The organism is Streptomyces koelreuteriae, from assembly GCF_018604545.1.
Lineage (GTDB): Bacteria > Actinomycetota > Actinomycetes > Streptomycetales > Streptomycetaceae > Streptomyces > Streptomyces koelreuteriae.
The window spans coordinates 1,085,207-1,102,960 of record NZ_CP075896.1; the positions used below are offsets into that span (position 1 = coordinate 1,085,207).

The 17,754-nt window shown below is 72.4% G+C and carries 16 protein-coding genes and 1 pseudogene; 5 read left to right on the plus strand and 12 right to left on the minus strand.

Features of this window, described 5'->3' with window-relative positions:
- Positions 1-40 precede the first annotated feature (40 nt).
- Complete coding sequence (locus KJK29_RS04820; protein WP_215117451.1) at positions 41-1,507, plus strand: membrane-associated oxidoreductase; 1,467 nt, start codon at positions 41-43, stop codon at positions 1,505-1,507.
- Here KJK29_RS04820 and KJK29_RS04825 read toward each other — a convergent pair.
- Both KJK29_RS04825 and KJK29_RS04830 read right to left on the minus strand, forming a co-directional pair.
- The gene (locus KJK29_RS04825) at positions 1,494-3,290 is read right to left on the minus strand and encodes a bifunctional sugar phosphate isomerase/epimerase/4-hydroxyphenylpyruvate dioxygenase family protein (protein WP_215117452.1); all 1,797 of its coding nucleotides are present in this window, start codon (positions 3,288-3,290) and stop codon (positions 1,494-1,496) included. The two genes, KJK29_RS04820 and KJK29_RS04825, sit on opposite strands and share 14 nt — an antisense overlap.
- 43 nt (positions 3,291-3,333) lie before the next feature.
- Positions 3,334-4,209: a shikimate dehydrogenase gene (locus KJK29_RS04830; RefSeq protein WP_215117453.1), complete on the minus strand. Its 876-nt coding sequence runs from the start codon at positions 4,207-4,209 to the stop codon at positions 3,334-3,336.
- 142 nt (positions 4,210-4,351) lie between these two features.
- On the opposite strand from KJK29_RS04830, the gene KJK29_RS04835 reads away from it, so the two are divergent.
- Positions 4,352-5,017, plus strand: a complete 666-nt coding sequence (locus tag KJK29_RS04835; protein ID WP_215117454.1) for a TetR/AcrR family transcriptional regulator — start codon at positions 4,352-4,354, stop codon at positions 5,015-5,017.
- A gap of 162 nt (positions 5,018-5,179) precedes the next feature.
- Positions 5,180-6,538 carry an MFS transporter gene (locus KJK29_RS04840; RefSeq protein WP_215117455.1) on the plus strand — a complete coding sequence of 453 codons (1,359 nt, stop codon included), beginning with the start codon at positions 5,180-5,182 and terminating at the stop codon, positions 6,536-6,538.
- 71 nt (positions 6,539-6,609) lie between these two features.
- Here KJK29_RS04840 and KJK29_RS04845 read toward each other — a convergent pair whose 3' ends face one another.
- Both KJK29_RS04845 and KJK29_RS04850 read right to left on the minus strand, forming a co-directional pair.
- A complete protein-coding gene (locus tag KJK29_RS04845) occupies positions 6,610-7,020 on the minus strand; it encodes a VOC family protein (RefSeq protein WP_215117456.1) in 411 nt (136 codons plus the stop codon).
- Positions 7,021-7,137: 117 nt separating this feature from the next.
- Positions 7,138-7,527: a VOC family protein gene (locus KJK29_RS04850; RefSeq protein WP_215117457.1), complete on the minus strand. Its 390-nt coding sequence runs from the start codon at positions 7,525-7,527 to the stop codon at positions 7,138-7,140.
- Between the two features lie 152 nt (positions 7,528-7,679).
- Between KJK29_RS04850 and KJK29_RS04855 the strand changes: the two genes are divergently transcribed.
- Positions 7,680-8,912, plus strand: coding sequence for a serine hydrolase domain-containing protein (locus tag KJK29_RS04855; RefSeq protein WP_215117458.1), 1,233 nt, complete (start codon positions 7,680-7,682; stop codon positions 8,910-8,912).
- A 6-nt stretch (positions 8,913-8,918) separates the two neighbouring features.
- Here KJK29_RS04855 and KJK29_RS04860 read toward each other — a convergent pair whose 3' ends face one another.
- The 3 genes from KJK29_RS04860 to ribA form a co-directional block, all read right to left on the minus strand.
- Positions 8,919-10,076 (minus strand): saccharopine dehydrogenase family protein, encoded by a 1,158-nt coding sequence (locus tag KJK29_RS04860; RefSeq protein WP_215117459.1) that lies wholly within the window; start codon positions 10,074-10,076, stop codon positions 8,919-8,921.
- Positions 10,066-11,127, minus strand: coding sequence for a saccharopine dehydrogenase (locus tag KJK29_RS04865; protein ID WP_215117460.1), 1,062 nt, complete (start codon positions 11,125-11,127; stop codon positions 10,066-10,068). The genes KJK29_RS04860 and KJK29_RS04865 overlap by 11 nt, the downstream gene beginning before the upstream one ends.
- A 158-nt stretch (positions 11,128-11,285) precedes the next feature.
- Positions 11,286-11,945 carry a GTP cyclohydrolase II gene (gene ribA, locus KJK29_RS04870; protein ID WP_215117461.1) on the minus strand — a complete coding sequence of 220 codons (660 nt, stop codon included), beginning with the start codon at positions 11,943-11,945 and terminating at the stop codon, positions 11,286-11,288.
- A gap of 41 nt (positions 11,946-11,986) precedes the next feature.
- Here ribA and KJK29_RS04875 point away from each other — a divergent pair, with 41 nt between their 5' ends.
- Positions 11,987-12,739, plus strand: coding sequence for a creatininase family protein (locus KJK29_RS04875; RefSeq protein ID WP_215117462.1), 753 nt, complete (start codon positions 11,987-11,989; stop codon positions 12,737-12,739).
- Between the two features lie 131 nt (positions 12,740-12,870).
- Here KJK29_RS04875 and KJK29_RS38740 read toward each other — a convergent pair.
- The 5 genes and pseudogenes from KJK29_RS38740 to KJK29_RS04895 form a co-directional block, all read right to left on the minus strand.
- Positions 12,871-13,866, minus strand: a pseudogene (locus KJK29_RS38740) (lysylphosphatidylglycerol synthase transmembrane domain-containing protein); the annotation flags it as partial.
- Entirely contained in the window at positions 13,863-14,915 is a 1,053-nt protein-coding gene (locus KJK29_RS04880) for a class I SAM-dependent methyltransferase (RefSeq protein ID WP_215117463.1), read from the minus strand. The gene KJK29_RS04880 and the pseudogene KJK29_RS38740, both read right to left, overlap by 4 nt.
- Positions 14,912-16,111, minus strand: a complete 1,200-nt coding sequence (locus KJK29_RS04885) for a glycosyltransferase family 4 protein (RefSeq protein WP_215117464.1) — start codon at positions 16,109-16,111, stop codon at positions 14,912-14,914. The genes KJK29_RS04880 and KJK29_RS04885 overlap by 4 nt, the downstream gene beginning before the upstream one ends.
- On the minus strand, positions 16,108-16,506 hold the full coding sequence (locus KJK29_RS04890) for a 6-pyruvoyl trahydropterin synthase family protein (RefSeq protein ID WP_215117465.1): 399 nt from the start codon (positions 16,504-16,506) through the stop codon (positions 16,108-16,110). Before KJK29_RS04890 ends, KJK29_RS04885 begins: the two co-directional genes overlap by 4 nt.
- A 216-nt stretch (positions 16,507-16,722) precedes the next feature.
- Positions 16,723-17,703 carry a zinc-dependent alcohol dehydrogenase gene (locus tag KJK29_RS04895; RefSeq protein WP_215117466.1) on the minus strand — a complete coding sequence of 327 codons (981 nt, stop codon included), beginning with the start codon at positions 17,701-17,703 and terminating at the stop codon, positions 16,723-16,725.
- Positions 17,704-17,754: the final 51 nt, after the last annotated feature.

Here is a 17,754-nt window from a genome sequence, read left to right on the forward strand (position 1 = left end):
GGGTTGACAGCCCCCGGCCGGGACGTCAGAGTCCCCGCTGATGGAGATCGACAATATGACATCCGCCGAGGAGCGGGTGTGGCGTGCCTTCGCGCGTGGCCAGGACGTGGACTTCCGTGAGTCGGCGGACGAGGATCCGGAGCGGGGCGCGGACTGGGGGCCCGAACGGACCGTACGCGCGGCCGTGTTGCGGGCCCTGCTGCTGAGCGCTCCGCAGGAGGACGGCGAGACGGCCACCCTCAGGCTCGGGGGTGCGCGGATCACCGGGGTGCTCGACCTCAAGTACAGCGAAATCGATCACGCCGTGCGCCTGAGTCACTGCTACTTCGAGAACGTCCCCGTGCTGTACGCGGCGCGTCTGCGCCAGCTGAACCTGCGCGACTCCGTCCTGCCCGGCCTGGACGCCGCAACCCTGCGGGTGGACGGCGTCCTGCGCATGTCGGACTGTCTGTTCGACGGGCCCGTGCGGCTCGGCGGCGCGCAGATCGCCGGGGCGCTGTTCCTGGACCGCGCCGACATCGGCGCACGGTCCGCCGGTCAGCCGGCGCTCCAGCTCAACCATGTGACCGTCGGGGACGGCCTGTCGGCGGCGGGCCTGCGGGCGCTGGGCGGGGTGCGTCTGACGGGCGCGTCGGTCGCCGGGTCCGTCGACCTGGGCCAGGCCCGGCTGGAAGGCGGCAGGGGCGAGGTCGTCCTCGACGCGGAGCTGGCCGCGGTGGAGGGCGACGTCCTGCTGCGCGGCGTGGACGTGCACGGCTGGATCGGCCTGCGCGGCGCCCGGATCGGGGGCCGCCTGGACCTGTCGCACGCGCGCCTGTCGAACCCCGGTGACGCGGCGCTGCGGGCCAGCAGCTGCACCATAGGAGAGGTCTGGCTGCGCAAGAGCCCGCCCATGGAGGGCACCCTCAATCTGCGGCGCGCCCAGGTGGACGTGCTGTGGCTGGAGCCGGACGTGGTCCCGGAGGAGGTCCTGCTCGACAGCCTCGTCTACACCTCCCTCACCCCGCACGCGCCCGCCGAACGCCGGCTCGCGATGCTGGAGCGGGACGGCGAGGGCTATGTCCCGCACGCCTACGAGCAGTTGACCGCCGCCTACCGGCGCATCGGCGACGACCACGCCGCCCGCCAGGTCCAGCTCGCCAAGCAGCGCCGCCACCGCGGCACCCTCCCCTGGTACGGCCGACTGTGGGGCTATGTCCAGGACGCCACCGTCGGCTACGGCTTCCGCCCCCTGCGGGCCGCGGGCTGGCTGGTGTCGCTGCTCGTGATCGGCTCCGTCGCCTACGCGCTGCACCACCCCCAGCCGCTGAAGACGGACGAGGCCCCGCAGTTCAACCCGGTGTTCTACACGCTGGATCTGCTCCTGCCCGTGATCTCCTTCGGACAGGAGGGGGCGTTCGCCCCCGCCGACGGCTACCAGTGGCTGTCCTACGCCCTGGTCCTCACCGGCTGGATCCTCGCCACCACGGTCGTCACCGGCATCACCAGGACCGTCAGCCGCCAGTGAGGGCCCGCACCGCGTGCTGGGCGGCCAGCCGTACCGGGGCGTTGGCGGCGCCGTAACCCCGGTAGCCGTCGTCGCGCTGGACCAGTTCGAAGAAGACGCGGCCGATGGTCCGGGTGTAGCAGTGGCGGAAGACGCCGTGCGCGTCGCGGTCGTAGAGGATGCCGAGGTCGCGGTAGGTCTCCAGCTCGCCGTCGGCGAACTCGAAGCGGGCGGCGAGGTCGTCGTAGTAGTTCGCGGGGACGGGCAGCAGCCGACCGCCGGCCTCGCGGAAGCGGCGGGCCGCGGCGACCACGTCGTCGGTGGCGAGGGCGATGTGCTGGGCCCGGCCGGTGTCGTCCGTGGGCGCGGCGCCGACGGTGAGGGCGATGCGGACGCTGCCGTCGGGGTTGGTGACGGCCCGGCTGCGCAGCAGTCCGTAGGGGTCGGCGACGTCGACGCTCTCCTGGGCGTGCAGTCCGAGCACCCCGCGGTGGAAGAGGGCCGCCTCGTCGAAGTGGTGCCAGGGCTGCGTGAGCGCGAGGTGGTCGATACGGCGGATGCCCGTGGGGGCGGGGGCCGGGCCGGTGTCCTCGAAGTCGGCCCGCCAGTCGGGCAGGCCGGGGCGGCCGGTGGCGCAGAAGAAGAGTTCCGTGCCGTCGGGGGCGGCGACCGCGTCCAGCGGGACGTCCTCGGGGCCGCGGCGGCGGGGCAGGACGGGTGCCAGCAGCGCCTCGGCACGCCGGGCCGCCGCGGCCGGGTCGGGTGACTCCAGCCCGATCGCGGCGAGCTGCGTGCCGTCACGGCGGACGGCCGGCCCGGTGTTGACGAGGATGCGGGCCTCGCCCTGCTCCCAGAGGGCGACGGGCTTGCCGCGGTGCCGGGCGGTGCGGGTGAAGCCGAGGGAGCCGAGCAGGGCGGTGAGGGGCTCGGCGTCGGGCGTGACCAGCTCGGCGAAGGCGACGCCGGTGGGGACGACGGGGTCGGGCAGGGCGGCCCGGCCGACGCTCTCCTGGAGGACCAGCAGGGAACGCCGGGCGTCCACGGCGGTCGGGCCGGCGTCGGCCTGGCGGAAGACGTCGTTGAAGACCTCCAGGGAGAGCGGGCCGTCGTAGCCGGTGCTCAGGACGTGCCGCACCAGGCCCGCGACGTCGAAGCCGCCCTGGCCGGGGAAGCAGCGGTAGTGGCGGCTCCACTGGAGGACGTCCATGGCGAGCAGCGGGGCGTCGGCGAGCTGGAGGAAGAAGATCTTCTCGCCGGGGATGTCCTCGATGCCCTTGGGGTCAGAGCCGCGCGAGAGGATGTGGAAACTGTCCAGGCAGGTGCCGAGCGCCGGATGCCCGGCCGCCTCGACGATGCGCCAGGCGTGGTCGTACGTGCTGACGTGCCGTCCCCAGGCGAGCGCCTCGTAGGCCACCCTGACGCCGGACTCCCGCGCGAGGTCGGCGAGCCGGCTGAGCTGCTCGGCGGCGAGGGCGTCGTCGTCCACCGCCTGCGGGGAGACGCTGGAGCAGACCAGGACGGTGTCGGCGCCGAGCCTGCGCATCAGCTCGAACTTGTGCCGGGCCCGCCGCAGGTTCCGGGCGAACTCGGCCTCGGGCACGGCCTCGATGTCCCGCATGGGCTGGAAGAGGTCGATGCTCAGGCCGAGATCGGCGCAGCGGGCGCGGATGTCCTCGGGGGTGAGGTGGCCGGCCAGCAGATCGTTCTCGAAGATCTCCACCCCGTCGAAGCCGGCCCGGGCCGCGGCGTCGAGTTTCCCGGTGAGGGATCCGCTGAGGGAGACGGTGGCGATGGACGTACGCACGTCGGTACCTCTTCTCTGGGCGTGTCGTTCGGACCCGGGCCCTTTAGTTCGGTGCCCCGACGGCCCCGGCCAGTTCGGTCAGGTCCGTCAGCATCCGCGCGGCGTCGGGTTCCCGCCCGGTGAACAGGCGGAACGCGTCGGCGGCCTGGAAGGCGGCCATACCGCCGCCGTCGAGGGTGGCGCAGCCCAGCGCGCGGGCGGTGCGCAGCAGTTCGGTCTCCAGCGGGCGGTAGACCACCTCGGCGACCCACAGCCCGGGGTGGAGCAGGTCGGCCGGCAGGGGCAGGCCGGGGTGGGCGGCCATGCCGGTGGGCGTGGCGTGGACGATGCCGTCGGCGTGCGCGAGCAGCTCGGCCTGCCGTTCCGGGGGCGCGGCGGCCGCACGGCCCTCACCGAAGGCGCGGTTCAGGGAGCCGGCCAGGGCGGCGGCCCGTTCGGGCAGCGCGTCGACGACGGTGACCCGCTCGGCGCCGAGGGTGAGCGTGGCGTGCGCGACGGCCGCGCCCGCACCGCCCGCGCCCAGCTGCACGACCCGCTCCAGCGGTGCGTCGGGCAGTCCGCGCGCGAAGGACGCGGCGAAGCCGGTGACGTCCGTGTTGTGGCCGGTGGCGCGGCCGTCCTCGAAGACGACGGTGTTGACCGCGCCCAGCGCCTCCGCCTGCGGGGCGAGCGCGTCCAGATGCTCGATGACGAGCTGCTTGCAGGGATGCGTGATGTTGAGCCCGTCGAAGCCCAGGTCGCGGGCGGCCCGCACCAGATCGCCCACCGCCTCGGGCGGCACCCCGAGCGGATCGATGTCGATGAGCCGGTACAGCAGGCGCAGGCCCTGGCGGTCGCCCTCCCGCTCGTGCAGCGCCGGACTGAGTGAGGGGCCGATGCCGGAACCGATCAGTCCGACGAGATACGAGTCCTTGGGCACACGGGCCTCCCGAGCAGCTACCTAATGTACGAACCAGTACGTTAGCTATATCAGCCGAGGACGGGCCCGGGAAGACCCCGCAGACGGACGGGCCCCTGCTTCTACAATCACCGGCACCGGCCCCTCCGCCCGAAGGAACCTGATGACCAGCGTCGAAGAACCGGCACGTCCTGGCGAGCGCATCCGTGACGCCGCCCGCACCCAGGCCGAGATCCTCGACGTCGCCACCCAGGAGTTCGCCCGGGCCGGCTACGACGGGGCCCGGGTGGACGAGATCGCCGCCCGCACCCGCACCACGAAGCGGATGATCTACTACTACTTCGGCGGCAAGGAACAGCTCTTCACCTCCGTGCTGGAACGGGCGTACGGCGTGATCCGGGAGGCCGAGCAGCAGCTCGACGTCGACCATCTGGATCCCGTGGCGGCGATCCGGCGGCTGGCCGAGGTGACCTTCGACCACCACGAGCAGCACCCGGACTTCATCCGCCTGGTCAGCATCGAGAACATCCACGAGGCGCAGCACATCGCCGCCTCCGAGAAGCTCGGCAAGATCGGCTCCCCCGCCCTGGACGTGATCCGCCGGATCCTGGCGTCGGGCAAGGAGTCGGGCCTGTTCACGGCCGACGTCGACGCCGTCGACCTGCACGCGATGATCTCCTCCTACTGCTTCTTCCGGGTCTCCAACCGGCACACCTTCGGAGCCCTGTTCGGCCGCGACCTGCTGGACCGGGCCCAGCGCGCGCACTACCGCACCATGCTCGGCGACATGGTGATCGCGTATCTCACGGCGGAGCGCACCGCGGGCTGAACGTCCGGCGCGCAACCTCTTGACACCAGCGGCGGGCGGGCGCAGCATCACTGGCCATCCCCTACTAACTACCCAGTGGGTTAATTAGCCGCGATCCGGCCCGCCCTCTCTGCTCGCCGTTCGTCTCACTCCGCCTAGGGTGGAGCCCGCTAAGGAGCCGCCGTGTCCGTCCCCGCCACGCCCCAAGGGGCCGCAGCCCCACCCGGTCAGCCGCAGAAAGCCGCGACCGCCGCCTGGATCGGCAGCGCACTGGAGTACTACGACTTCTTCATCTACGGCAGCGCCGCCGCGCTGATCTTCCCCGCCGTGTTCTTCGACGAGTCCGACCCGGCCACCGCGACCCTGCTGTCGCTGGCCACGTTCGGCGTCGCGTACGCCGCCCGCCCGGTCGGCGCGCTGGTCCTCGGGCACTTCGGGGACAAGCTCGGCCGTAAGAAGATCATGGTCTTCACGCTGATGCTGATGGGCCTGTCGACGTTCCTGATCGGCTGTCTGCCGACCCGGGACCAGGTCGGCACCCTCGCCCCGGTCCTGCTGGTGCTGTGCCGGGTGCTCCAGGGCATCTCGGCGGCGGGCGAGCAGGCCAGCGCCAACTCCATGACGCTGGAACACGCGCCACCGGGCCGGCGCGGCTTCTTCACCAGCTTCACCCTCAGCGGCACCCAGGGCGGCCAGCTGCTGGCCACGCTGGTCTTCATCCCGGTCGCCGCGATGCCCGAGGAGCAGTTGCTGTCCTGGGGCTGGCGGGTGCCGTTCTGGCTGAGCGTCGGTGTCGCCGTCGTCGGCTGGGTCATCCGGCGCAAGCTGGACGAGACCCCGGCCTTCGAACAGCAGGCCTCCGAGGAGGGCGTCGTCAAACTGCCGCTGGTCGTGCTGCTGCGCGAGCACTGGGCCGATGTGCTGCGGGTGATCGCGTGTGCGCTCATCGCCTCCGTCAGCACGATCTTCACGGTGTGGGCGCTGGCCTACGCCACCAGCGACGCGGTCGGCATGTCACGTACCGCCATGCTGTGGGTGGGCGCCCTGGCCAATGTCGTCGCGCTCGCCGCGATCCCGCTGTGGGCCACGCTGTCCGACCGGATCGGCCGCCGCCCGGTGTTCCTGATCGGAGCGGTCGGCAGCGCGGTGACGATGTTCCTGTACCTGTGGGCCGTCTCCACGGGCTCCTACCCGCTGACGTTCCTGACGGGCATCCTCTGCTTCGGCGTCGTCTACAGCGCCGCGAACGGTGTCTGGCCCGCCTTCTACGGCGAGATGTTCACGACCCGGGTCCGGCTGTCCGGCGTGGCCATCGGCACGCAGATCGGTTTCGCCGCGGCCGGTTTCGCGGTGACGTTCGCCGCGCAGATCGCCGGGCCGGGCGGCGACGACTGGTCGGCGGTGGCGCTGTTCACGGCGGCGCTGTGCGTGCCGCCGGTGATCGGGGCGCTGTCCGCGCGTGAGACGAACCGGGTTCCCACGGAGGAGCTGGGTGAGCGTGCCGCTGGTGGGACCGTTCAGCCGGAGAAGGTGACGGCCTGACCCCTTGGGTGCCGGGTGCGGGCGCGTGGGGGCTGGTCGCGCAGTTCCCCGCGCCCCTTCGGGTCGCCTGTTCAGCTGTTGGACCAGGCTCGGCGGCACAGCACGAGCCGATAGCCGTCGGGGTCCTCGATCGTGACTCCCCACTCGTTCCAGTAGGGGTTGGGGGATTCCACCCGCTTGCCGCCGTGCTGCTCCAGGCGGGCGATCCGATCGTCCGGGACCGGGCCGTCGGCGTAGATCACGAGCAGGTCCTCCTCGGTGGGGCGGGGTTCGACCGGCCTGGCGGCCTCGTGCACGAGCTCCAGATGCCAGTCGGCGTCGGGCCAGCCGAGCATCAGCAGATCGTGCTCCCCTGGTTCGCTCCCGCCCTCGGCCCGCCACACCACGTCCAGCCCGAGCCCCTCGCGCCAGAACCGCTCAGCCGCGGCGAGGTCGCGGGAAGGGCGGGCGATACGGATGTGGCTGCGACCGTTCAAGGGCATGGCGACCTCTTCTCGTGGCGTCGGTCCGCGACAGCGAGCCGCCTCGCAGCCTAGGAAGCCGACCCCCACGGAGTCATCGGCCATCCGCCCTGCACCAAACGACCTAGGCCACGGCCCTCAGGACTTGGTGTGCACGATCTGGATGAGGTTGCCGCAGGTGTCGTCCAGGACCGCGGTGGTGAGCGGGCCCATCTCCAGGGGGTCCTGCGTGAACCGCACCCCGAGTCCGCGCAGCCGCTCGTACTCCGCAGTGACGTCGTCCACGGCGAAGGAGGCGGCCGGGATGCCGTCCTCGACCAGCGCCGTCTTGTACGGCTGCACCGCCGGATGGCCCGAGGGCTCCAGGAGCAGCTCGGTCCCGTCGGGGTCCTCCGGCGAGACCACGGTCAGCCAGCGGTCCGTCCCCACCGGGACGTCGTGCTTCTTCACGAAGCCCAGCACGTCGGTGTAGAAGCTCCGGGCTTTCTCCTGGTCGTCGACGAAGACACTGGTGATGTGGATCCTCATGAGGCGCTCTCCGGAGTGTCGGACCTGATCTCGACCAGTCTGCGGCCGTCTCGATCCGACGGTACCGGTGACCTGTGACATTCACCTGTTCCTGCGCGGTCCGTGCGGGGTATGCCGGATCTCACCTCGACGAGCGCGACGGAGGATGAACGATGGCACAGCTGCGGCAAGAGGCCGATCCCGGTGAGGCGGGGCTGGACCCGCGGGCGCTGGACGACATGGACCGGCACTTCGCCCGACTGGTCGACGAGGGGCGGCTGCCGGGCTTCCTCGTGTCCGTCGCCCGGGCCGGACGCGTCGCACACCTGGCCACGCACGGACTGCGCGACATCGCGGCCGGGCTCCCGGTCGAGCCCGACACCCTGTGGCGGGTCTACTCCATGACGAAGCCGGTCACCGCGGTCGCCGCACTGCTGCTCGTGGAGGAGGGCCGGCTGTCGCTGGACGACCCGGTCGCCGACCATCTCCCGGCCTTCGCCGAGCCCCGGGTGTACGTCGGCGGCTCCGGGTCCGACGTACGCACCCGCCCGGCCGACGGCCCCATACGCGTCCGGCATCTGATGACCCACACCTCGGGGCTGACCTTCGGCTTCTACCACACCCACCCCGTCGACGCCCTGTACCGCGCGGCCGGCCTGGAGTCGTCCGTGCCGCCGGGCGCGGACCTGGCCGAGACCATCGAGGTGTACGCGAGTCTGCCGCTGCAGTTCGAGCCGGGCACCCAGTGGAACTACTCGGTGGCCAGCAATGTCCTGGGCCGGATCATCGAGGTCGTGTCGGGGCAGCCGCTCGACGTGTTCTGTGCGGAGCGGGTCTTCGGCCCTCTCGGCATGACGGACGCGGGTTTCCACGTCACGGACGAGCAGGCGCCCCGGCTGTCGGAGATGTACGGCGAGAAGGAGGGCGGCGGCGGCATCGAACCGATCCCGGGGCTGCCGCTGCGCGGCCGGCCGCGGTTTCTGTCGGGCAGCGGCGGCATGGTGGCCTCCGCCCACGACTACCACCGTTTCATGGAACTGCTGCGCCGCCGCGGCGAACTGGACGGCGTCCGGCTCCTCGCGCCCGGGACCGTGGACCTGATGACCCGCAACCATCTGCCCGACGGCGCCGACCTGCGCGCCTTCGGCAGCCGTCCCGCCCACGACGAGCCGGGCAACGACGGGGTCGGCTTCGGCCTCAACTGCTCCGTCGTCATCGACCCGTCCCGCACCCTCGTGCCGTCCGGGCTCGGCGCGTACGGCTGGAGCGGGGTGGCGACGACGACGTTCTGGGTGGACCCGGGCCGCGACCTGACGGTGCAGTTCATGACACAGGTGCGGCCCCGGTCCTCGCACTCGGTGTTCCGGGACCTGAAGAGGCTGGTCCACGAGGCCCTGGCGGGCTGAGCCCCGCTACCGGTCGACGCGCAGTGTGAACTCGATTCCCTCCTGGGCGAGTTCACGCAGCCACTGTTCCGACCGGGCCGCCGTCTCGGCGGCCCGGTTCAGGCCCGGCGGCAGGGAGCCGTCCAGGACGTGGCGGACGCCCAGGGCGAGGGTGCGTGAGACGCAGCGGGCCATCGCGCTCTCCCCCGCGTCACCCACCAGGTCCAGGAGATAGCCGCCGGCCCAGGAATGCCCCGTCTCGGCGCGTACCTCCAGTGACACGGCGAGAACGACCCGGTCCCGGTCCTCGTCCGTCGTGGGGTAAGTGGCGGCCAGCTCCTGGGCCAGGGCGGCGATCCGGGTGTCGTCGCCCCTCTTCAGCTCCTCGAAGACACCGTCCCAGGCCCGCAGCCAGCCCTCCAGACGCAGGGTGCCGCGTACGAACGTCCGCGGTGTCCAGGCGTCGGGAAGCTCGTACTGCGCGACGAAGGGGACGCTGTCGCGGTTGGGATAGACCTCGAACGTCTCCCCTTCGACGACATGCCGCCGGGTCGCCTCCCAGGGACGGTCGGCGACGGTCTCGGCACCGTCCTCGATGTAACGGGCCGGGGAGCGCAGGGCGTTGAGGACGCCCGCAGGTGCCCAGCTGAAGCGGTACGTGAAGTCGTTCGGGACGGCGGGGACACCGCCGCAGTACGAGGTGAGGGTGTACGAGGCGGGCGTCCCGTCGCCGATGGCGTCCCGGGCCCGGGCGACGAGGGCGTGCGCGAAAAGGTGGTCGATGCCCGGGTCGAGCCCGGACTCGGTCAGGACGACGACCCCGGCCTTCTCGGCGGCGGGCAGCTGGTCCAGCACCGCCTGGGACACATAGCTGGAGCAGGCGAAGTGCGCTCCCCGCCGTACGCACTCGGCGAGCAGCGGCGCGTGCTCCGGCGCGGGCAGCATCGACACGACGACGTCGCCGGGGGCGAGTTCGGCGGCGAGCGCGTCCGGCGTGTACGTACGGGGCTCGGCCCGTCCGGTGAGGCCCAGTCGGCCGAGGGCGTCGGCCGCGCGGCTCTCGGTGCGGTGCCAGAGCCGTACGCGCTCGGCGGTGTCGCACAGCGCGGCCAGTCCGCTGCCGGTGGAGAGGCCGGCGCCGATCCAGTGGACGGTGCCGCTCGCGGGTACCGGGTCAGTGGTCATGGAACTCCCCCTTGTCGAGTCCGTGTGCACGGCAGGCCTGACGGAACCGGTCCAGGCAGCGCCCCCAGGGCCCGGCGACGCCGAAGTCGAGGAGCTGCGGATACAGGGCGGCCGAGAAGTCGGCGCTGGACTCCAGCGGCAGCAGGGAGGGCAGGTTGTCGATGGCGATCAGGTCGAGCGGGGGTGCGTCGCGCAGCCGGCGTACGGGCGCGTCCCAGTCGGTGGTGTCGTCGTACACCGGGAGGACGTTGAGCGGGGAGCCGACGTCGCAGGTCACGTCGCACAGGGTGCGCAGCCGGCGGTCCGGGGTGTCGAGGTCCTGGTCCCGGAGGAAGGGCGGGACGGGGGTGGTGGCGAGCACCGCGTTCACCATCACGTCGTGCTCCAGCAGGGCGCGGCGGTCCAGGTCGCGGGTCTCGGCGAGGTCCCAGCAGGTCGGGTCGACACCGGCGGCGGCGAACGCCACCCGGGCACCGCGGCCGCTGCGGCCCAGGGCGCCGATGACCAGGCCGGTGAACTCGGCGTCGTCGGCGGCGGGCTTGAGGGTCTCGTCGAGCTCTTCCTTGGTGGTCGGCGTCAGCGGGGCCCGCAGCCGGCCCCGGTGCTGGAGCACCGCGAGGGCGGCGCCCAGATAGCCGGCCCAGAAGCCGAAGGCGGCGAGGCGCCGCCCGGTGTCGTCGACGAGGTACTCCAGGTCGAACAGCGTCCCGCCCCCGGCGGTGAACCGGCCCAGCAGGTCGGCCGCTCCGGGCTGGCCCTTGTAGGCGTGGCCGAAGAAGATGTGCCGGTGTGTCAGTTCCGCGGGGTCGGCGGGCAGTTCCTTCAGGCCGAGCACGACGGCGTCGGGCGGCGCCGTCACCCAGGAGCCCGCGGGCGCCACGCGGCAGCCGGCCGCCTCGTACTCCTCGATCGGGAAGACCCGCTGCGGGGACTCCTCGACGGTCAGTTCCACTCCGTTCCCGACGAGCCGCCGGGCGTCGTCGGGCACGATCGGTGTGCGTCGCTCGGTCGTTCGGGCCTCGTGGCGCAGCCACAGATGGAGCTCGGTCATACCAGGTGGGCCTCCGGCGTGAGGCGTCGGCCGCTGAGGGCCGACGCTCAAGGGGCTGACGTCCACGAAGCGTACGCGGCCCGCCTTCGGGTCGCGCACGAATGCGCCCAGGTCACGCCGAGGAGAACCGGAGCCCGCACGGGCGGGCACCCGATGCCTCAGGAGGAGCTGACCACCGCGTCCAGATGGGGCAGGTGGTGGTCGAGACGCTCCCGCTTCGTGCGCAGATAGGTGATGTTGTTCTCGCACGGCGGGATCAGCAGCGGCACCTGCTCGGCGACCGTGATGCCGTGGCTCACCAGCGCGTCACGCTTGCGCGGGTTGTTGGACATCAGGCGCACGGACCGCACACCCAGGTCCTCCAGGATCCGGGCGGCCACCCCGTAGTCACGGGCGTCGACCGGCAGGCCCAGGGCGAGGTTGGCCTCGACGGTGTCCAGGCCCTCCGCCTGCAGGGCCATGGCGCGCAGCTTGGCGAGCAGGCCGATGCCGCGGCCTTCATGCCCTCTGAGGTAGACGACGACACCGGCGCCCTCGGCGACGACCGCGCGCAGGGCGGCGTCGAGCTGGTCGCCGCACTCGCAGTGCTGGGAGCCGAAGGCGTCGCCGGTCAGGCACTCCGAGTGCAGCCGGATGAGGACGTCGTCCGTGCCGAGCTCGCCGTAGACCAGCGCCACCTGTTCGTCACCGCGGTCGTGGTCCAGGTAGCCGACGGCCTCGAATTTCCCGTACACGGTGGGCAAGGGGGCATTCACGACGCGTTCCACGCCGGTCCGCTGCGGTGACTTCTTGCCGAGTACGCCAATTTTTTCTGTCATGATTCTCGAGTTCCTAAGCAGAGACGAAAGGCCGTGACGTTATGAGTGATCTGGTGCCGGCGGACACCACGGAAGACGTACGGACGCGGGGCGCCGGTGTCTCACGGCAGGTCGCGGTGCTTCCCGTGGGGAGCTTCGAGCAGCACGGTGCGTTTCTTCCGCTGGCGACCGACACGCTCGTCGCGTGTGCCGTCGCGCGGGAGATAGCCGGCGCGTACCCGGTGCACCTCCTTCCTCCGGTGACGATCTCGTGCTCGCACGAGCACGCGGCCTGGCCGGGGACCGTCAGCATCTCCTCGGTGACCCTTCATGCGGTGGTACGGGACATTGCGGATTCGCTCCGCCGGTCCGGCGTCGAGGCCCTGGTGGTGGTCAACGGGCACGGCGGAAACTACGTACTGGGCAACGTGGTTCAGGAAGCCTCCGCCCGCGGTGAGCGGATGGCCCTCTTCCCGGCCCCGGAGGACTGGGAGGAGGCTCGTGAGCGGGCGGGTGTGGTGACCTCGCTGCTCACCGACATGCACGCGGGGGAAATTGAAACCTCCATCCTTCTGCACGCTCATCCCGAATTGCTCCGACCCGGTTATGAGACCTCCGATTTCGTCGCTGACGACCGGCGTCATCTGCTCACCCTCGGCATGTCCGGCTATACCGATTCCGGTGTCATCGGCCGGGCTTCGCTGGGTTCGGCGGAAAAGGGGAAGGAACTCCTGGCGAGCCTCGCGGATTCCTTCGGGGCGTATTTCTCGATGCTGACCTCCGCGGCCGAGGGGGCGGACGGGGCTGACGGGTAGTCGTTCGCGGCCGAGCGCGCCCGGGACCGGGCGCGCAGGCCCGTGTACCAGCGGGCGACGAGGACGATCAGGCCGGGCAGGCTCGCCACGAGGCTGAGCACCCCGTAGACGACCGCGACGGCGAGTCCCCGGCCGGCGCCCAGCCCAGCGGCGCCGAACGCCCAGGCGGTGACGCCCTCCCTCGGTCCCCAGCCGCCGACGTTCAGCGGCAGTCCCATCGCCAGCAGCGCGAGGACCGCGAGCGGCAGCAGGACGGCCACGGAGGCGGCGGCCCCGGCGACGTGGGCGGCGAGTACGAACATGGCCACGTAACCTGCCAGAACGACCACGGAGGAGACAATGACCCCGGGTGCGTTGCGGCGGGACAGCAGCCCTTCGCGTGCCTCGGCGAGGACCCCGCGCAGCTTCCTGCCCCGGCGTGAGGGCGCCGCCCGGTTCATGCGCACGGCGAGGACGACGGCGAGGGCGCCCACCGCGGCCAGGGCCGCGAGCGGGGCGATGTGCCTTGCCTCGGACAGCACCGGGGACGGCATCGTCAGCAGCACCACGGCCCCGACGGCGAACAGCGCGATCTGCCCGGCGGCCCGTTCGAGGACGACCGCCTTCACGCCCCGGCCCAGGTCGCCCTCGCTCTGGCCGTGCCGGACGGCCCGGTGCACATCGCCGAGGACGCCGCCGGGCAGCGCCGCGTTGAGGAACAGCGCGCGGTAGTAGTCGGCGACGGCCGGTCCGAACGGCAGCCGGATCCGGAGCCCCCGGGCCACCAGCGCCCAACGCCACGCGCTGAACACGGTGGTGACGAGTCCGATCCCGAGCGCCAGCAGCAACGACGTCCCGTCGATCCGGCTCAGCCCGTCCAGGAGGACACCGGTGCCGAGCCGCCACGACAGCACGCCGAGGATGGCGACTCCGGCGAGGGTGCCCAGATGCGTACGGGCTCTGCGGGAGCCGAGCCGGGCCAGGACGGCCCGCACGGGGCCGGGCGACGGGGAACCGGCGGGGCCGGAGGCCTCCGGTGCCGGAGCGTCGGGTTCCCCGAGCGGGCTCCCGCTGTCGCCGCTCCGGGGCAGCCGGTCGCTCTCGACGGGCATCGGCCGCGGACGTGTCCCCGTCGCCTGGGGGCTCATGACGCTCCGCCCGCCGGACGGCACAGGGCCAGGAGGTCGGTGTGGTGGACGGTGGCGCGCAACTCGCCGGCGGCGCAGGCGGCCAGGCGTTCGGCCAGATAGGCGTCGGCGCGGTCGCGCAGCTCGGGGCGTTGTTCGACGGCGGCGCCGACCCAGCCGCGCAGCCACTGTTCGGTGAGCGCGGCCTGCTCGGGGCCGAGCCGCCAGGGGCTCGGGTGCAGCCGTACGGTCGCGCCGTGCTCGGAGAACGCCTCGGCCGCCGCCGTGACGGCGTCCGGGCCGAGCAGGCCGTCGCGGCGCTGGTGTTCGTTGAACGCCTGGGCGATCTCCGCGTCCAGCGGGTGCGACGGGGTCAGTTCGACGCGCCCGGCGACGGACAGGGTCAGCAGGGCGGGGCAGCCGGCTCCGGCGCAGGCGGCGGCGAGGGTGTCGATCTCGTCGCGGGTGAGGACGTCCAGCAGCGCGGACGCCGTCACCAGGGACGCGCCCTTCAGGGCGTCCGGCGTGAGGCGGGCGACGTCACCGCGCCGCGTCTCCACCGAGACCCGGCTGCCGTCGGCGGCCGAGCGGGGTGAGGCGACGGCGGCGAAGTGCAGCAGATAGGGGTCGCGGTCGTGCAGGACCCAGTGCTGGGCGCCGTCCAGGCGGGGGGCGAGCCAGCGGCCCATCGAACCGGTGCCGCAGCCCAGGTCGTGGATGGCGACGCCCGACTTGCCCGGCAGGTTGGCGAGCCGGATGCGCAGCGGGTCGAGCAGGTCGTGCGACCGCGCGGCGGCGTCGGCCGGCTCCCGCAGCTCCAGCCACTCGGGCGCGTAGCGGGGCGGATCGTCGGGGTCGGCCTCGCGCAGCTTCACGGTGGGCCGGGAGCCGGGCGCGCCGCTGGGACCCGCGCCCGGGATGACGGCGCCCGCCACGACGGCGTCACCCGCCCACGCGATCACCGAGTCTCCCGGCTTCGCAGCCGTGGCGTCCGCCAGCTCAGTAACTTCTCTCGGTCCGGGCTGCGTCGGAATCGCCCCGCTCTGCTGGGTCGTCGCCGGGTTCGTCATGCGGCCCTCCGGGGTTCGTTCGGAAGCCGGCGCAGTACCGCCGCCAGGCTCTGTGCGGTCGTGGCCCAGCCGTCGAGGGAGGCGCGGCGGCTGCGGGCGGCGGCCTTGAGGCGACGCCGTACGTCCGCCTCGCCGAACCAGCCGCGCAGTTCGGCGGCGATGGCGGCGGGGTTCTCCGGCGGGACGAGGATGCCGGGCACGCCGCCGTCGGGGGCGCGGCCGACCGCCTCGGGGAGCCCGCCGACGTCCGTGGCCATGACCGGGATGCCCCGGGCCAGTGCCTCGGTGACGGCCATGCCGTAGGTCTCGGCGTAGGAGGTGAGGACCATCAGGTCGGCGGTGGCGTAACTGGCGTCGAGGGTGGCGCCGGACTTCGGGCCCGCCAGCTCCAGCCGGTCCTCCAGGCCGTGCTCGGCGATGAGGGACCGCAAGTGGGCGACGTACTCGGGCTCCTGGGTGAGGCTGCCGACGAAGACGCAGCTCCACCGCAGGTCCTTTACCGCCGCCAGTGCCTCCACCAGCCGGTGCTGGCCCTTGCGCGGGGTCACGGCGGCGACGCACAGCAGTCGCGAGACACCGTCGGTGCCGGGTGCGAGGGGCGCGATGTCGGCGCCCGGGGCGGCGACGTGGACGCGCTCCGGGGGCAGGCCGTGGTGGGAGACCAGACGGCGGACCGCCCAGTCGCTGGTGGCGATGACCGACGGCACGGCCCGCAGCACCGCCCGCTCCTTGGCGTCCAGTTCGGCGGCCACGACCGGGTCGAGCCCGGTCTCGTCGCCGAGCGGGAGATGGACGAGGACGGCCATGCGCAGCCGTTCCGCCTCCGGGACGACGATCTCCGGGACGCCGCAGGCCACCAGGCCGTCGAGCAGGACGACGGCGCCGTCCGGCAGTGCGCTCAGGGCGCGGGCCAGTTCCGTACGGGCCGCGGCTCCCGGGCGGGGCCAGTCACCGGCGACGGCGTGCTTGGTGACCTGCCAGCCGAAGCCGGGCAGGTCCAGGCAGACTCGCCGGTCGTAGGCGTTGCCGCCGCTGGGTGCCGCCGGGTCGTCGATGCCGCCCGGGAGCACGAAGTGCACGGTGCGCAGGGACATGGGGATGATCTCGGCGTTCTTCAGGGCGGCGTGCTGCACCGGAACATAGTTCAGGCGCGCCGGTCCGGTCTGGCCGGGCCGCTCGATGGTCGTGTCGGTCACAGCGCACGCTCGTAACTCGCCCAGGCGATGTGCGACTCGTGCAGGGTGACGGACAGGCCCGCGATGCCCTTGGCCCCCTCGCCCAGCGCGCCCTTGTGAATGCGCTCGGCGAGCCGGTCGGCGATGACCTTGGCGAGGAACTCCGTCGAGGTGTTGACCCCGGCGAAGTCGGGTTCGTTGTCGAGGTTGCGGTAGTTCAGCTCGCTGACAACGGCTCCGAGTTCCTGGGTGGCCAGCCCGATGTCGACGACGATGTTGTCCTCGTCCAGCGCTTCGCGCCGGAACGTGGCGTCCACGAGAAATGTGGCCCCGTGCAGGCGCTGCGCCGGTCCGAAGACGTCGCCACGGAAGCTGTGGGCGATCATGATGTGATCGCGGACGGTGATGCTGAACAACGGACGACCCTCCAGGTGCGGCGCGTCTGCTCCCCCGCTGTTGGCTGCCGGGGATGCCGGGTAATACGGCTCCTTGCCTTCCCCTGTTCAGCCTCCGCTACGTCTTTTCTCAGGTCAGGCGCTCTTGTCGTACCGATGTCGTACCGGATGGAACGAATCGTCAGCCGATGCGTCAATCGCTCTCGTCGTACGGGGGACTCGCTGAGGTGGTACGTGTCACTCGTTCTCGCCGTAGCGGACGCGGTGGCACAGCGCGGGGATCTCGCCCGAGGCGAGCCTCGGCAGCACGTCCGGCAGTTCCTCGAAGGCGGATTCGCCGGTGACGAGGGCGTCGAGCGCCAGGTCGGCGAGCAGGTCGAGGGCGACGGCGAGCCGGTCGGCGTAGGTGCGGTTCGGGCGGGCCGGGGAGACGGTGCCGACCTGGCTGGAGCGGATGACGAGCCGCCGGGAGTGGAAGGCCTCGCCGAGCGGCAGGCTGATCTGCCGGTCGCCGTACCAGCTCAGTTCGAGCACGGTCCCCTCGGCGGTGAGGAGTTCCAGGGACCTGGCGAGGCCCTGCTCGGTGGCGCTGGCGTGGACGACCAGGTCGCACTCGCCCTGGGCATCCGCGGGGGTGGCGAAGCCGACGCCCAGGGCCTTGGCGATGGCGGCGCGGGACGGGTCGGCGTCGACGAGCTGGACGCGGACGCCGGGGAAGCGGGCGAGCAGGGCGGCCACCGAGCAGCCGACCATGCCGCCGCCGACCACCGCGATCCGGTCGCCGACCAGGGGCGCGGCGTCCCACAGGGCGTTGACGGCGGTCTCCACGGTCCCGGCGAGCACGGCCCGTTCGGCCGGCACGGTGTCCGGTACGGGGGTGACGGCCCGGGCCGGGACGACGTACCGGCTCTGGTGGGGATACAGGCAGAACACCGTGCGCCCGGCCAGCTCCTCGGGCCCTTCCTCCACCACGCCGACGCTGAGGTAGCCGTACTTCACGGGGCCCGGGAAGTCGCCCTCCTGGAAGGGTGCCCGCATGGCGGTGTGCTGGCTGGCCGGCACACCGCCGCGGAAGACGAGCGTCTCGGTGCCGCGGCTCACGCCGGAGTACAGCGCTCGGACCAGCACCTCGTCCTCGCCGGGTTCCGGCAGGGTGACGTCCCGGATGCCGCCTCGTCCAGGCGAGTCGATCCAGAACGCCCGTGCGGTGTGCTTCATCGAAGTCCTCCTGAACGATCGGGAAGCTGCTTGCGTACCGAGGGGTGCACA